This is a genomic window from Bradyrhizobium barranii subsp. barranii (assembly GCF_017565645.3).
In the GTDB taxonomy this organism is placed as follows: domain Bacteria; phylum Pseudomonadota; class Alphaproteobacteria; order Rhizobiales; family Xanthobacteraceae; genus Bradyrhizobium; species Bradyrhizobium barranii.
The window spans coordinates 4,058,422-4,073,719 of the sequence record NZ_CP086136.1 but is presented as its reverse complement, the minus strand read 5'-3'; the positions used below and the strand labels follow the sequence as shown (position 1 = coordinate 4,073,719).

At 64.4% G+C, this 15,298-nt stretch carries 12 protein-coding genes and 1 pseudogene; 10 read left to right on the top strand and 3 right to left on the bottom strand.

Annotation, left to right across the window (positions count from 1 at the left end):
• Window positions 1-32: 32 nt before the first annotated feature.
• Genes J4G43_RS19175 through J4G43_RS19145 form a run of 7 tightly spaced genes read left to right on the top strand, consistent with a single transcriptional unit; the run spans window position 33 to window position 6,259 of the window.
• Window positions 33-1,283 carry an ABC transporter substrate-binding protein gene (locus J4G43_RS19175; protein WP_135216561.1) on the top strand — a complete coding sequence of 417 codons (1,251 nt, stop codon included), beginning with the start codon at window positions 33-35 and terminating at the stop codon, window positions 1,281-1,283.
• A gap of 34 nt (window positions 1,284-1,317) precedes the next feature.
• On the top strand, window positions 1,318-2,553 hold the full coding sequence (locus J4G43_RS19170; RefSeq protein WP_208085948.1) for an ABC transporter substrate-binding protein: 1,236 nt from the start codon (window positions 1,318-1,320) through the stop codon (window positions 2,551-2,553).
• A 41-nt stretch (window positions 2,554-2,594) separates the two neighbouring features.
• Window positions 2,595-2,975 carry a carboxymuconolactone decarboxylase family protein gene (locus J4G43_RS19165; RefSeq protein WP_135216560.1) on the top strand — a complete coding sequence of 127 codons (381 nt, stop codon included), beginning with the start codon at window positions 2,595-2,597 and terminating at the stop codon, window positions 2,973-2,975.
• A gap of 15 nt (window positions 2,976-2,990) precedes the next feature.
• The gene (locus J4G43_RS19160) at window positions 2,991-3,761 is read left to right on the top strand and encodes an SDR family oxidoreductase (protein ID WP_208089356.1); all 771 of its coding nucleotides are present in this window, start codon (window positions 2,991-2,993) and stop codon (window positions 3,759-3,761) included.
• A gap of 19 nt (window positions 3,762-3,780) precedes the next feature.
• A complete protein-coding gene (locus tag J4G43_RS19155; protein ID WP_208085947.1) occupies window positions 3,781-4,521 on the top strand; it encodes an SDR family oxidoreductase in 741 nt (246 codons plus the stop codon).
• 23 nt (window positions 4,522-4,544) lie between these two features.
• Window positions 4,545-5,258, top strand: coding sequence for a GntR family transcriptional regulator (locus tag J4G43_RS19150; protein WP_208085946.1), 714 nt, complete (start codon window positions 4,545-4,547; stop codon window positions 5,256-5,258).
• Between the two features lie 26 nt (window positions 5,259-5,284).
• Window positions 5,285-6,259: a tripartite tricarboxylate transporter substrate-binding protein gene (locus J4G43_RS19145; RefSeq protein ID WP_038941751.1), complete on the top strand. Its 975-nt coding sequence runs from the start codon at window positions 5,285-5,287 to the stop codon at window positions 6,257-6,259.
• Between the two features lie 7 nt (window positions 6,260-6,266).
• On the opposite strand, the gene J4G43_RS19140 is transcribed toward J4G43_RS19145, so the two are convergent.
• Both J4G43_RS19140 and J4G43_RS19135 read right to left on the bottom strand, forming a co-directional pair.
• Window positions 6,267-9,371 (bottom strand): DEAD/DEAH box helicase, encoded by a 3,105-nt coding sequence (locus J4G43_RS19140; protein ID WP_135216557.1) that lies wholly within the window; start codon window positions 9,369-9,371, stop codon window positions 6,267-6,269.
• A gap of 371 nt (window positions 9,372-9,742) precedes the next feature.
• The gene (locus J4G43_RS19135; RefSeq protein WP_071917581.1) at window positions 9,743-10,003 is read right to left on the bottom strand and encodes a hypothetical protein; all 261 of its coding nucleotides are present in this window, start codon (window positions 10,001-10,003) and stop codon (window positions 9,743-9,745) included.
• Between the two features lie 121 nt (window positions 10,004-10,124).
• Between J4G43_RS19135 and J4G43_RS19130 the strand changes: the two are divergent.
• Window positions 10,125-10,855: pseudogene (locus tag J4G43_RS19130) on the top strand (DUF3750 domain-containing protein).
• 307 nt (window positions 10,856-11,162) lie between these two features.
• On the opposite strand, the gene J4G43_RS19125 reads toward J4G43_RS19130, so the two are convergent.
• Window positions 11,163-12,218, bottom strand: a complete 1,056-nt coding sequence (locus tag J4G43_RS19125; protein ID WP_208085945.1) for a LacI family DNA-binding transcriptional regulator — start codon at window positions 12,216-12,218, stop codon at window positions 11,163-11,165.
• Window positions 12,219-12,353: 135 nt separating this feature from the next.
• Here J4G43_RS19125 and J4G43_RS19120 point away from each other — a divergent pair, with 135 nt between their 5' ends.
• Together J4G43_RS19120 and J4G43_RS19115 are read left to right on the top strand one after the other, a co-directional pair.
• Window positions 12,354-13,370: a TRAP transporter substrate-binding protein gene (locus tag J4G43_RS19120; RefSeq protein ID WP_208085944.1), complete on the top strand. Its 1,017-nt coding sequence runs from the start codon at window positions 12,354-12,356 to the stop codon at window positions 13,368-13,370.
• 5 nt (window positions 13,371-13,375) lie between these two features.
• A complete protein-coding gene (locus tag J4G43_RS19115; protein ID WP_208085943.1) occupies window positions 13,376-15,286 on the top strand; it encodes a TRAP transporter large permease in 1,911 nt (636 codons plus the stop codon).
• The last annotated feature ends 12 nt before the right edge of the window (window positions 15,287-15,298 follow it).

The window sequence follows — 15,298 nt, the reverse complement described above, 5'->3', positions numbered from 1 at the left end:
CGAACAAAAACAAAGAGCAGGGAGACAACAAGATGAACAAGACATCGAAGGGCAGGATATCAAAAGGACTGACGCGCCGGACCGTGCTGTCGGGTGCCGCCGCCGTCGGCCTCGCCGGCGTGGCACGTGCGCAGGCGCCGGCCGAGGTCAAGGTCGGACTGATCGTGCCGCTGTCGGGCATCTACACCCGCCCCGGCCAGGTGATGAAAATGGGCGCCGAGATGGGCATCGAGCACATCAACGCGCAAGGAGGCATCAAGGCGCTCGGCGGCGCCAAGCTGAAGCTGGTGGTGATCGACTGCGGCGACACCACCGAGAAGGCCAAGAACGCGGCGCAACGCATGGTGGCGCAGGAACCCGATCTGGTCGCCGCCACCGGCTCTTATCTCTCGTCCTTCACCCTCGCCGTCACTGAAGTCACCGAGCGCGCCGAACTGCCGGTGCTGACGCTGTCCTATTCGGACCTGCTGACCGACCGCGGCTTCAAATACATCTTCCAGACCGCCGCGACCGCGAGCCGCCAGTCCGAGCTGGGCCTGCCGACGCTGATGAAGCTCGCCGAGAACGCGTCGGGCAAGAAGCCCAAGACCGTGGCGATGCTGATGGACAACACCGCGACATCCGTCGCCACCGCCAAGGCACTCAAGGAAAAGCTGCTCGCACAGGAAGGCCTCCAGCTTGTCGTCGAGGAAGTCTGGACCCCGCCGCTGTCGGATGCCACCCCGCTGATCCAGAAGGTCCGCTCGACCAAGCCCGATCTGCTCCTGTTCATGCCGAATGCAGTGTCGGATGCCAAGCTGGGGTTGGAGAAGATCAGCGAGTTCGGCCTCGGCCAGGGCAAGATCCCGACGGTGTCGTTCAGCATCACCATCGCCGAGCCCGACATGCTCCAGAGCGTGAGCCCGGAGACCGTGCAGGGCATCATGACCATCGTCGCCAACTGGGGCTCGAAAGGCCACGAGGCGCTGATCGCCGAGCTCAAGGCCAAATACAAGGAGCCCTGGATGACGCAGAACGTCATCTCGACCTATGGCGACATGTGGCTGATGAAGGAAGCACTGGAGAAGGCCGGCAAGGCCGACCGCAATTCGGTCGCACAGGCCTTCCGCACCATGGATGCCGGCCCGTCGAAATACTATCCGGGCGGTCAGCTCAAATTCGACGAGAAGGGCCGCCGCGTCGGCGCCGGCGTCGTCATCGTGCAATGGCAATCGGGCGTGCCTGTCACCGTCTATCCGCCCGAACTCGCGCAGGCGCAGCCGTTCTGGCCGAAGAAATCATGATGCGTCGCGATATTTTTCAGGGAGGAGAATTGTCATGACTGCAAAGAGCAAGATCACGATCTCGCGGCGAACATTGCTTGCCGGCGCCTCCGGTACGCTGATCGCATCCCGGGCCTGGGCGCAGCAACCTTCTGAGGTGAAGGTCGGCCTGCTGGTGCCGATCTCCGGCCTCTACGCCCGCCCGGTAACGGTGATGCGTGAGGGCGCCGAGATGGCGGTCGACCACATCAACGCGCAAGGCGGCATCAAGGCGCTCGGCGGCGCCAAGCTGAAGCTGGTCGTGCTCGATTCCGGCGACACCACGGAAAAGGCCAAGAACGCCGCCCAGCGCATGGTCGCGCAGGAGACCGATCTGGTTGCTGCCAGCGGCGCATACCTGTCCTCGTTCACGCTCGCGGTGACCGAAGTCACCGAGCGCGCCAGCCTGCCCGTCCTCACCCTCTCCTATTCCGACCTGATCACCGACCGCGGCTTCAAATACGTGTTCCAGACCGCGGCTACCGCAGGTTCGCAGGCACGGCAGGCGTTGCCCCAAATCATCAAGCTGGCGGAAACGGCCTCAGGCAAGCGGCCGAAGACGGTCGCGATCCTGACCGACAACACGGGGGCCTCGATCGCTTCCGCAAAGGCGATGCGCGAGGGCCTGCTGGCGGAGAACCAGTTGCAGCTGATCGTCGACGAGACGTTCACGCCGCCGCTGGCCGATGCGACGTCGCTGGTGCAGAAAATCCGTTCGGCCAAGCCCGATCTGCTGTTCTTCCTGCCGACGGTGATCTCGGACGCGAAACTGCTGCTCGAGAAGATGAACGAGTTCGGCCTCGGCCAGGGCAAGATTCCGACCATCTCGTTCGGCATCGCGATCGCCGAGCCCGACATGCTGCAAACCGTCAGTCCCGAACTCCTCCAGGGCGTGCTGACCTGCGTCGCAAGCTGGGGCGCCAAAGGCCACGAGGCGCTGATCGCCGAGTTGAAGACCCGCTACAAGGAGCCGTGGATGACGCAGAATGCGATCTCCACCTATGGCGACATGTGGGTGATCAAGGACGCGCTCGAGAAGGCCGGTAAGGCCGACCGCGTTGCCGTCGGCGAGGCGCTGCGCACCATGGATGCCGGCCCCTCGAAATACTATCCGCTGGGCGAGATCAAGTTCGACGAGAAGGGCCGCCGCGTCGGCGCCGGCATGACCATCGTGCAGTGGCAGTCCGGCGTGCCGGTGACGGTGTTCCCGCCCCAGCTCGCGCTGGCGCAGCCGTTCTGGCCCAAAAACTGAACTGAGAACTGACAACGCCGGAAAGAGAAACGGAGGACAACATGGACAAGGCGACCTACGACCGCGGGCTCGAAATCCGCAAGAGCGTGCTCGGCAACGAGTTCGTCGACAAGGCGATCGCATCCGCGGACGAGTTCAACCGTCCGATGCAGGACCTTACCACGGAATATTGCTGGGGCTACGTCTGGGGACGCGACGGCCTGACGCGCAAGACCCGCAGCTTCCTCAATCTGGCGATGCTCTGCGCGCTCAACCGCCCACACGAGCTGAAGACCCATGTCCGCGGCGCGCTCGCCAACGGCGCCACCAAGGAGGAGATCCGCGAGGTCTTCATGCAGGTCGCGATCTATTGCGGCGTGCCGGCCGGCGTGGATGCGTTCCGGAACGCGAAGGAAGTCTTCGTCGAGCTCGACAAGAAATAACGGAGCGTGACGACGATGAAGGGCAAATGGGCACTCGTGACCGGTGCGACCGCGGGCCTTGGCCTCGCCGTCGCGGAAGGCCTTGCCGGCGCGGGCGCCAATATCGTCCTTCATGATCTCGTCGCGCCGAAGCAGGCCGCGGATGACCTCCGCGCCCGCTTCGGCGTCGAGGTCGTCTCGGCCGCCGTCGATCTGTCCCGGCGCGAGGCGATCGAGGCCATGATGGCCGATCTGCTCGCCCGCTGCGGCGCCATCGATATCCTCGTCAACAACGCCGTGGTCAGGCATTTCTCCGCGATCGAGCAGTTTCCGCCCGATCGCTGGGAGCAGGCGCTGGCGGTCAATCTCTCGGCGCCGTTCCATTTGATCCGCCTGGCGCTGCCGGCGATGAAGCAGCGCGGCTGGGGCCGGATCATCAGCATGGGCTCGATCTATTCGAACCGCGCGGTCGAAGACCGCATCGACTACGTCACCACCAAGACTGCGATTTTGGGCATGACCCGTGCGGTGGCGATCGAGACGGCGCGGAGCGGCATCACCTGCAACACGCTCTGCCCGGGCACGCTGCCGACGCCCGCGATCCTGAACAAGATCGCAACGATCGCGTCGAACAGCGGCCGTCCGGTCGACGATGTGACCAAGGAATATCTCGGCGAGCGCCAGCCGACGCAGCGTTTCGTCGAAATGAATGCGGTCGCCGCCATGGTCGTCTTTCTCTGTGGGCCCGCAGCAAACGATATCACCGGCGCCAGCCTGCCGATCGACGGCGGCTGGTCGGTCGCATGAAAGCATTGGGAGTGTTGCGATGACTGAACAATCGGGCCAGAGCGTCGTGCTGACGGGTGCCGCCGGCGGCATGGGACGCGCCATCACCAAGGCCTTGCTGGAAAGCGGCCGCCGCGTCGTGCTGGTCGATCGCGACGCCAAGGCGCTTGACGAACTCGCGTCCACGGCGGGCAACGCGGTGTTTCCGATCCAGCTCGACATTAGCGATGGGCAGGCCGTGGATCGCCTGCCGGACGCCATTCCCGCGCAGTTCAAGCCGGTCGACGTCCTCATCAACAACGCCGGGCACGATATCGGCGGGCGGACGCGGTTCGATGCCGGCTCCGCCGACGACTGGTCCAACATCATCCAGACCAATCTGATCGGCCTGATGCGCGTCACCCGCGCAATCCTGCCCGACATGGTCAGGCGCAACGCCGGCCATGTCGTCAACATCAGCTCCATCAACGCCGTCCGCATCGTCCCCGATATGGCCGCCTACAGCACCAGCAAGGCGGGCGTGCACATGTTCACCGAGACGCTGCGGGGCGAACTGGCGGAAACCGCGATCCGGGTCACCGAACTCCAGCCAGGCCTGACCCGGACCAACATCATCCTGACCCGCTACCGCGGCGACAGGCAGAAGGAAAAGGACTATTTCGACCAGTTCAGGATGGCGCTCGAGCCTGCCGATATTGCCCGTTCGATCGTCTTCGCCCTGGACCAGCCCGCGCACGTTCAAATTGCCGAAATGATGATTCTGCCTGTAAACCGGTACTGACTTTTCCCAATCAGGGTCCGGACATGGAAAGACGTAGCGAATTGCAGTCGACACTCCGCATCGAGGACGTCCCGACCGTCCGGGCGATGGTCGCGCAAAAGCTGCGCGAGGCGATCATGTCCGGAACACTCAAACCGGGCCAGCGCCTGGTCGAGCGCGAGCTTTGCGAGATGATGGGCGTCAGCCGGCCCTCGATCCGTGAAGCGCTGCGCGCCCTCGAAGCCGACGGCCTCGTCAACATCGTCCCGCACCGCGGCCCCGTGGTCTCCACGATCAGCCTCGAAGAAGCCCGGCAGCTCTACGCGGCGCGCGCGGTGCTCGAAGGATTCGCCGGCCGCGAATGCGCCAGAATCCACGATCCGGAAGTGGCTCGGCGGATCGGGGAAGCCTTGACGCGGCTGAAGGCGGCCGCGGCCAAGCAGGATCTCGTCGGAAGCCTCGAAGCCAAGACCGACTTCTACGCCGCGCTGATCGGCGGCTGCCGCAACGCCTTCATCGAGCGCATGCTCAAGCCGCTGCACGACCGGATCCAACTGTTGCGGATCACGTCGATGTCGCAGCCGAAACGGATCAACAAGAGCCTCCGCGAGGTCACCGCGATCTGGCGCGCGATCCAGAACGGCGATCCAGATCTCGCCGAGCGCTGCTGCGTCGATCACATCAATGCGGCTGCGGTGGCCGCGCTCGACATGATTGAACGAAACGCCGCCAAGGAGGCGGCGCCTTCCGACGACTAGAAAAACAAGAATTCAGGGAGTGTTCGATGTTGTCTCTGGTACGATCGCTGATCCTGTGTCTCCTGCTCTTGCCCTGCGGCGCGGCAATCGCAGACGACTACCCCACCCGCCCGGTAACGATGATCGTGCCGTTCTCCGCCGGCGGCCCCGGCGACGTCATCGCGCGAATTCTCGGCAACGCCATGAGCGCGACGCTGAAGCAGTCCATCGTCATCGAGAATGTCGTCGGCGCCGGCGGCACACTCGGCACCAACCGCGTCGCCAAGGCCGCGCCTGATGGCTACACGCTGCTCCTGATGCATGTCGGCCAGGCCACTGCGCCCGCGCTCTACGCAAAACTGCCGTTCGATCCCGTCGGCGACTTCGCCATGATCGGGCTCGTCACGGACGTACCGATGATCCTGGTGGCCCGGCCGAATTTCCCGGCCAAGGACCTCGGCGAGATGATCGCGCGCATCCGCAGCGAGGGCGACAAGATGACTTTCGGCAATGTCGGTCTCGGCTCAGCCTCGCAGCTCTGCGGCCTGATGTTCATGAGCACCACCGATACGAAACTCTCGCAAATCTACTACAAGGGCGGCGGGCCCGCGCTGAACGACGTCATCGCCGGCCATATCGACGTCTATTGCGACCCCGCGACGGGACCGACGCCCTATATCCAGTCGAACACGATCAAGGGCTACGCGATCACCAGCAAGACGCGCGTCGCGACACTGCCCGGCGTGCCGACCTCGGCCGAGGCCGGCGTTCCCGAATTCGATGTGACGACCTGGTACGGCCTCTACGCGCCGCGCGGCACGCCGAAGCCCGTGATCGACCAGCTCGTCGGTGCACTCCAGACGGCACTCAAGGACCCTGCGTTGATCAGCCGCTTCGCCGAGCTCAGCATGGCTCCGGTTGAGGCCGAGCGCGCGACGCCGGCTGCGCTCGAAGCCTTCCTGAAGGCGGAGATCGCCAAATGGGGCCGGATCATCAAGGCAGCCGGAATCGAGCCGCAGTAGGTCTGCCTCACTCGTCCAGAAGCTCCAGGAATTCCTCGATCCGGCCGAACGGGTCCGCGTGCCCGCGGGCGGCGCAGACGACGCGATCGCCGTCGCGCTGGAGCGATCGCGCCCTGGATTTCCGCAGCCGCCCGGGGAGGAAAGTCGCGGCGACGGCCTCGGGCCCGACATCGAGCCTGACGATGCCACGCCGCTTACAATCGATCCGGAGCCTGGCGGCCGCAAAGAAATCGCGCGCCTCCGGCGGGAGCCTGCCGAAACGGCGCGAGGTCTCTTCCTCCAGGTCTTCCAGATCGTCGTCGCTCCGGCATCTGGCGGCGCGACCATAGATCTCGAGCCGCATTGCTTCCGATTGCACATAACCTTCAGGCAACATGTCGCCGACAGGCAGATTGAGATCCGGCACCCACAGAAAGGCGCCCGAGTCGTTCACTCTTTCCGAGGCGAGCTTCAGGAGATGACTGTAGAGCACCGGCCCGAACACCTGCACGTGCCCGGACTGCTGTTCGGAAAACAGATCGCCGGCGCCCCTTAGGTCCAGATCGCGCTCGCTGATGGCAAAGCCGGCGCCAGGCTTGCTGAACTCCTCGAGCACGGCCAAACGCTTCTCGGACTGTTCCGAGGTCGACTCCGTCAGCAGATAGGCGAAGGCGCGCGTTCCGCCGCGTCCCACCCGCCCCCTGAGCTGATGGAGCTGTGCGAGGCCGAACTTTTCGGGCCAGCACACCACGATGGTATTCGCGCGCGGGATATCGAGACCGCTTTCCACGATGTTGGTCGCCAGGAGGACGTCCGCCTCGCCATCGACGAAACTCATCATGCGGTCGTCGAGGTCGTCGACGGGCATCTTGCCATGAAGGCAGACGATGCGGAGGTCGGGCGCCAGTGATTGCACGCGCGCCAGCATCGGCTCCAGATCCTGGATGCGCGGGCAAATCAGAAAACTCTGTCCGTGCCGCCGCCGCTCGCGAAGCAATGCTCCGGCAATGGCCGCATCCGAAAGCGGAGCGATCTTGGTCACGATCGGAAGCCGGTGAACCGGCGGCGTTGCGATCACGCTGAGATCCCGGAAGCCCGCAAGACCAGCAGCGAGCGTGCGCGGGATGGGCGTCGCGCTCATCCAGAGCGTATGGGCATTCTTTGCCAGGCCTGAAAGCTTCGCCTTCTCCGCCGCTCCGAAGTGCTGCTCTTCGTCGATGATGACGAGGCCAAGATCGGCGAACTTCACATCCTTTGCAGAGAGCGCCTGCGTGCCGACAACGACTTTCAGCCTGCCGCTTCGCAGGCCCTCCTTGATCCCTCGCGTCTCCGGGCCGGAGGTCGCTCGCGACAGGCTTCCGACGTCGATACCGAGAGGACCGAAGCGCTTGCGGAAGGTTTCGACATGCTGCCGCGCCAGGACCGTGGTCGGCACCGCGATCGCCACCTGTTTCCCGGACAGCGCCACGGCGGCTGCCGCGCGCAACGCCACCTCGGTCTTTCCAAATCCGACGTCGCCGCACACCACCCTGTCCATGGGATGACCTACCGCGAGATCATCGAGCACGTCCTGAATGGCCTTCGCCTGATCGACCGTCGGGAAATACGGAAAACGCGCAACGAACCTTTCATAGAGTGGCCCGGGCGCGACCAGTTTCGGCGCGCGGCGGCGGTGGCGCTGGCTGATGTGCTTCGCGAGCGCCTTGGCGGCGACCTGAATCTCCGCCTCGGCCTCGGTCCGCCGCGCCCACCATGTGCTTCCGTCCGCCTTGTCCCGTGCCAGCTTGCCGGGCTCGGCCGCATACGGCCAGATCAAGGCAAGATCGGCCGGCGGCACGAGAACGGCGTTGTCTCCCGCGAACGCAAGCCTGACCATCTCGCGCCGCGATCCCGTCCCCATGGCGAGGGTCTGCAAGCCGTCGAGCAGAGCGAGCCCACGCTGCAAATGCACCACCGCCGCGCCGCGCTCCGGGACGTCCGGATGATCGAACGCGGCCGTCCAGGCTCTCGCCATGGGCTGGGGATGATGGGCTCTGCTGCCGAGCACGTCGGACGCGGTGACGATGACGAGAGGCTTGCGGCCGGCCCCGACGAAGCCGGCATCGAAGTCGGCCAGGAACGCCGTTTCGCGATCCCGTCCCTCCGTCGCCTCGCTCCAATCGGCGCAGCGCTCCGCCTTGATGCCGCTCATCCGCTCCATTGCGCGAAGGTCATCCTCGACGGCCGCGACGAACAGCACCCGCGACCCGGCGCGTTGCATGTCGTCAATAAATGCGCGGAGGATCTTTCTTGGCGATGAGGCTTTCGAGAAATCGGGCGTCGGCGTGAAGGCCGATTTTTGCGGAAGCACGCTGATGCTCTTCTTCAGCCGCTTCCAGTCCGCCCGTCCGAGATACTCGCGCTCCGCATCCCTGCGGCCAGCGGCCTCCTCGATGGTGCCCAGCCAGATATCGGCATGGCCCGGTACGCCGGCATCCACGATCCACCGCGCGCGAGCGCAATAATCCGGCAGCGTCGCCCGCTGTCCGCGCTTGCCTCCGAGCGCAATCTGTTCGGACATCGGATCGATCAGCAATTCCCTGGTCTCGTAGACGACCTCATGCTCGACCGGATCGACGGCAACGATCTTACGGATAACACCGTCGGAATGTTCGATCCTGAAAGGACCAAGTCCGCCCGCGGGAAACACCTCGAACGTCTTGCCGTGGAACAGGACGCCGCCCGGATATTCTGCCTCTTCGTCGAGGTCGTAGCCGAGAGCTTCCAGACGGCGCTCCAGCTCGGCTTCCGAATAGGCCGCGCCCACTTTCAGGCTGAGGCTGGTCTTTGACCAGCTCGCCGGCAGTGGCAGCCGCTCCATGATGGCCTCAGCGGTCGATACGAGGAAGACCGGCTTCCTTGCCTTGGCAAGGCGCCGCAACACCGAGCTCCGCCTGCCCGCGATCTCGCGCGACGGCTCCAGACCATCGAATGGCAGATTGTTCAGTCGCGGGAACACCAGCACGTCGACCGAAGGGTCGAGCGCGTGGATCACGCCGCCCAGCCGCTCCGCCCTGTTCTCATTGTCGCAGAGGAACACGAGGCCGTCGCGGCCAGACTTCTCCCATTGCTCGCGCAGATGCAGCGCCAGCATGCCGAGCGGCGATGAGGACGAGACCGTAGAACGCGACGCGCTCTTGCCTTTCGAGCCCTTGCTCTCTGTGCTCTTCGAACCCTTGCTCTTTGAACCCTTGCTCTTCGAGCTCTTGGTCTTCGGGCTCTCGCCTTTCGAGCTTTTGGCCTTGGTCTTTTTCGCGCCGGTCGCGGCCCGGGCTTTTTTGGTGGACGCCAATGTGTATCCAATTTTGTTTTAGAAATAGAGTCGCGCGCCGACGAGCCCTGCCGTAGAGCTCGGTCGACAACGCGGACTGGGCCTAAGCGCCCAAGCACGTCATTACAATTTCACGATTGCGTTGGAAAGCATGGATGCAAGCCCGGGAGGCCGCTTGCACGGCAAAATAAGGCCTACTGCAGGACCTTCGGCAGCACCACGACCACGTCGACGCTCTGCCCGAGGACTTGAGTCGCAACCACCGCGAGGTGATGCGAGAACTCGTCCTCGATCTCGCTCGCGCAGTCTTCGTCCCTGGCAATGGCGAACAGCAGATTGCCGTCGATCTCGTCGAATCGGATGCCGGCGAAGATGCGATCGAACGTCTCGGCGCCCGCGATGCCCGCGATTCGCGCCTGGATGGCTTGGTCTTCGATGAGGGACAGTTTCATCATAATCGGGAACATGGGGGCGCACCTCCCAAATGCAAGAGCAGAAGCGTGCTGGCGCGACCCGCCGGGCGAACTATATTAATCGTATTGTCCCGCCTGCCCCCGTCTGCCCTTGAGAAAACTCTTGATTCTCTTCCTGCTGCTGGTCTCCGTGCCGATAGGACTGTCGGCCGGACGCTATTATGTGTTCGGCGATGGCCGGGGCAATTGGCAGACGGCGGATCGCTCGAGCGCCGGCTTGCTGCCGCCGGCATCCGCCAATCCGGACGCGCTGATCCGGGTCTTTGCCGCGCGCACGGTGCGGTGGCGCAGCATTTTCGCCGTCCACAGCTGGATCGTCGTCAAGGAGAAAGGTGCCAGCACCTACAGCCGATACGACTACACGGCGTGGGGCGACCCGATCCGGAGCAACGGATTTGCAGCCGACGGCCGCTGGTTCGGCGCCATGCCCGAAACCGTCGTGGCGGTCGACGGCGCGCGGGCCGAAGCGCTGATCCCCAAGATCCGCCACGTCGTCGAGACCTACAAGTTCCGCGCCTACGGCGATTACAGCGCCTGGCCGGGACCGAATTCCAACACCTTCGTGCAGGCGCGCTGGACGCCGTTCCCGAGCTTCGTGCTGTCCTTCCACCCACCGCGGTCGGCAAGGACTATCCGTACAGCGGACGCTGGGCCGGCATCACCCCTTCCCGTACCGGCGCCTACGCCTCGCTGTCGGGTTACCTCGGCATGACGGTCGGCTGGGTCGAAGGGTTCGAGATCAATTTCTTCGGCGCGGTGCTGGGGATCGACATCCGGCGGCCGGCGCTCAAGCTCCCCGGCATCGGCCGCCTGGGCGTCGCGGCCGGCCTGTAGAGCGCCTGCCGGCGCCTCGCCAAACAAAAAACTGAAAAACAACCCCATGCACAGTAGAACCGCCCCTGGCCGGTTGGTCGCGGTGGCGCGACTTAAGTCGAGATGAGGCTTGGGTGAATTGCCTTGCGCGCGCAGCGCGAGAGGCATCTCTCCTGCAACGCACGTTGAGCTGCTCGACGAGCCCGATGTCTTCAGACGCCGGTCATTTGACTCGTCGGGCAAAACACCGGCAAAATTGCATCGTGCCAATCAGGCCATGGATGCGCTCGACCAGGCCGACCATGGGTCCAGCAAGCCTCCCTGGATCCTAGCCCCCAAGCGCCGGAATATTTTCGCGAAAGATGATCTCGCTGCGCGGCGCCTCGATGCCGTGCATGGCGCTGCGGCCGGCGCGCAGATTGTCGAAGATGCCGACACAGCTCATCATCGTGTTGAGCTGATTTTGAGTGATGACGGCATCCATCGTCCCATCGAGCAGAAAGCCGCGCGTATCCGAGGTCAGACCATGACCAATGAAGACCACGTCGCGCGCCCGGTTCATTTCGTTCAGGCCGCGAGCGACACCATCGGCGGCGCCGCCGATGTTGTAGATTCCGGCAAGATCCGGATGCTGGCCCAGCAGCATGCGCGTCTGGCGATAGTTGCGGTCGGCGTCATCATGGCCTTCGCGCAGGCCCACGACCTTGATGGCCGGGAATAGTTCTTCGAAGACGTGCAGAAAGCCCATTTCGCGTTCTTCGTGCGCGCGGTAGCTGCGGCTGCCCGCGATCATCGCGACCTTGGCCGGACGCTCGCCCAGAAAGCGCGCGATCAGATAGCCGGCGGTGCGCCCAATCGAGCGATTGTCCAGTCCGATATAGGCCGCGCGGCGCGCATTCAGGATATCCGAGATCAGCGTCACCGTCGGCACGCCGTGCTCCGCTAATCGGTCGACCGCTTCCCTCACGACGGGATGCTCGAGCGCCATGAAAGCGATGCCGTCGGCCTTGTCGCGGGCCCGCCAGAGCTGATGTGCCAGCAGGTCGGGATTGAAGCCCTTGATGGTGTCGACCTGACAATGGACGTTGAAGGGCGCGAGCCGGCCGTCGGAATGCGCGATCAGCTGCCCGAGCGTAGACAGGAAGCGGTTGGTGCCGGCCGGCAGCAGGAACAGGAGCCGCATCGGCTTCGGCCGCATCGCCGCCAGGATGTTCTCGGCCGGCATGTAGTCGAGCTCGGACGCAGCGGCGAGCACCCGCTGCTGCGTAATCGCCCGCACACCGGGCCGACGATTCAGCACGCGGTCGACCGTCGCCGTGGAGACGCCGGCCCGGCGCGCCACGTCAACGATGCGGCTCAGCGAAGGAGCCACTGGTTTATTCATTCCGGGGCCCAATCGTCGAATACATCAAAAACCATCAACTTTTTCGTTTGACATGCTAGCTCAAAGTCGCAATTTTCGCATCAACATTGTCGCAGAAACATCAAATAACATCAAATATCTGTGGAGGAGAAGCCCTTGTCCCTGACCCGTCGGCGCGCCTTGCAAGCCCTGTCCGTCCTCCCCGCCGCGGGCTTGATGGGCGGTCTCTCGCGCCCGGCCCGGGCGGCCGAGTTCTCGCTGAAATACGGCAACAACCTGCCGCTGACGCATCCCCTCAACATCCGCGCCCAGGAAGCCGCCGACCGCGTCGCCAAGGAGAGCAATGGCCGGGTCGAGATCGTCATCTTCCCGAACAACCAGCTCGGCGGCGACACCGACATGCTCGCCCAGGTGCGCAGCGGCGCGCTGAACTTCTTCACGCCCTCCGCGCTCGTGGCCGCGACCCTGGTGCCGATCGCCGCGATCAATGCGGTCGGCTTTGCCTTTGCCGATTACGATCAGGTCTGGAAAGCGATGGACGGCGGGCTTGGCGCGCATATCCGTGCCGCCATGGCCAAGGTCGGCCTCCATACGTTCGAGAAGATGTGGGACAACGGCTTCCGCCAGATCACCAGCGGCGCCAAGCCGATCGAGAGCGCCAAGGACATGGACGGCCTCAAGATCCGCGTGCCCGTGTCTCCGCTCAGCATCTCCATGTTCAAGGCGCTCTCGTCCTCGCCGACCAGCCTGCAATTCAGCGAGGTCTATTCGTCGCTGCAGACACGCATTGTCGACGCGCAGGAAAATCCGCTGCCGATCATCCAGGTGGCGAAGCTCTACGAGGTGCAGAAGTACTGCGCGATCAGCAACCACATCTGGGACGGCTTCTGGTTCATCGCCAACGCCCGCGCCTTCAACGCCCTTCCCGCCGATCTCAGGACCATCGTCAGCAACGCCATCAACGATGCCGGCTTGAAGCAGCGCGAGGACATCAAGACGTTCAATGCGACCGTGCAGGCCGATCTCCAGCGCAATGGAATGAAATTCACCACGCCTTCACCGGACTCGTTCCGCGCAAAACTGCGCGACTCCGGCTTCTACGGCGAATGGAAGGGCCGCTTCGGCGACGAAGCCTGGGCGCTGCTCGAAGGCGCCGTCGGCAAGCTGGCCTGAGCGCGATGACGATCGCAGAGCATCAGATGACGGACTATCTGGCGGCGGCCGCGCACCCTGCTTCCGATGCAGGCACGCGCAAGCTTGCGAGCGCCTTTGGCACCGTCGACCGCTGGCTCGGTGCCGTGGTCGAGACCGCCGCGGCCGGTGTCGTGCTGGTCGAGATCGGCATCATGCTCGCCGGCGTCATCATGCGATACGTCTTCCACAGCCCGCTGATCTGGTCGGACGAGCTGGCCTCGATCCTGTTTCTCTGGCTCTCAATGCTGGGCGCGGTGATCGCGCTGCGCCGGGGCGAGCACATGCGCATGACAGGGCTCGTCAGCCATGTCGGCCCGGGCGCGCGCGCCTTTCTCGACACGATCGCGGCGGTGGCGCCGCTAGCCCTGCTGGCGCTGATCCTGCATCCCGCCTTCGATTATGCGAGCGAGGAACAGGTCATCGTCACCCCGGCGCTGGAGATCAGCAATGCCTGGCGCGCAGCCGCAATTCCCGTCGGGATGACCCTGATGGCCGTCGTCGCCGCGATCCGGCTCGCGACGCATCACCGCCTCGCGTTGATCGTCGCGGCCCTTATCACCATCACCGTCCTGATTGCCGCGTTCTGGCTTGCCGGACCGCTGCTCGCCCCGCTCGGACGCTACAATCTCATCATTTTCTTCGTCGGCGTGGTCGCGGCCAACGTGTTCGCCGGCGTACCGATCGCCTTCTCCTTTGCGCTCGCGACCTTCGGCTATCTGGCGCTGACAACCAGCGTACCGATGATGGTGATGGTCGGCCGTCTCGATGAAGGCATGTCGCACCTGATCCTGCTCGCGGTGCCGCTGTTCATTTTCCTCGGTGCGTTGATCGAGATGACCGGCATGGCGCGGGCCATGATCCAGTTTCTGGCAAGCCTGCTCGGACATGTCAGGGGCGGACTGTCCTACGTGCTGATCGGGGCCATGTATCTGGTCTCCGGCATCTCCGGCTCGAAGATCGCCGACATGGCCGCGATCGCGCCGGTGCTGCTGCCGGAGATGCAGCGGCGCGGCGCCAAGCCCGGCGACCTCGTCGCGCTGCTGTCGGCCACCGGCGCGCAGACCGAGACCATTCCGCCGAGCATCGTGCTGATCACTATCGGCTCGGTGACCGGTGTCTCGATCGCGGCGCTGTTCACGGGCGGGCTGCTGCCGGCCCTGGTCGTGGGCACGGCGCTCTGCGTGGTGGTGTGGCGGCGCTACCGGCATGAGGATCTGAGCCATGTGCGGCGTGCCTCCAAGCGCGAGATCGCGAAACTCACAATGGTCGCTCTGCCCGCCATCCTGCTGCCCTTCGTGATCCGCACCGCCGTTGTGGAAGGTGTTGCCACTGCCACGGAGGTCTCGACGATCGGCATCGCCTACGCCGTGTTGATGGGCCTTGTGGTCTACCGCCAGTTTCCCTGGCGGCGGCTGAAATCCATGCTGGTCGAGACGGCCTCGCTGACGGGCGCAATCATCTTCATCATCGGCTGCGCCACGGCGATGGCCTGGGGACTGACGCAATCCGGCTTCTCGCAACAGCTGGCGAAGGCGATGGCGGCGATCCCCGGCGGCGCCTACGGCTTCCTCGCGATCTCGATTGTGGCCTTCGTCGTGCTCGGCAGCGTGCTCGAAGGCATTCCGGCCATCGTGCTGTTCGGCCCATTGCTGTTTCCGATTGCCAAGCAGGCCGGCGTGCACGAAGTGCACTATGCGATGGTCGTGATCCTCGCGATGGGCATCGGCCTGTTCGCGCCGCCGTTCGGCGTCGGCTATTACGGCGCCTGCGCGATCAGCAAGATATCGCCGGACGAAGGCCTCAAGCACATCTGGGGCTATGTCGCGGCGCTCTTCATCGGCCTCGTCGTCGTCGCGGCCGTGCCGTGGCTGTCGATCGGCTTCCTCAAATTCTGAAGATCATGGGAA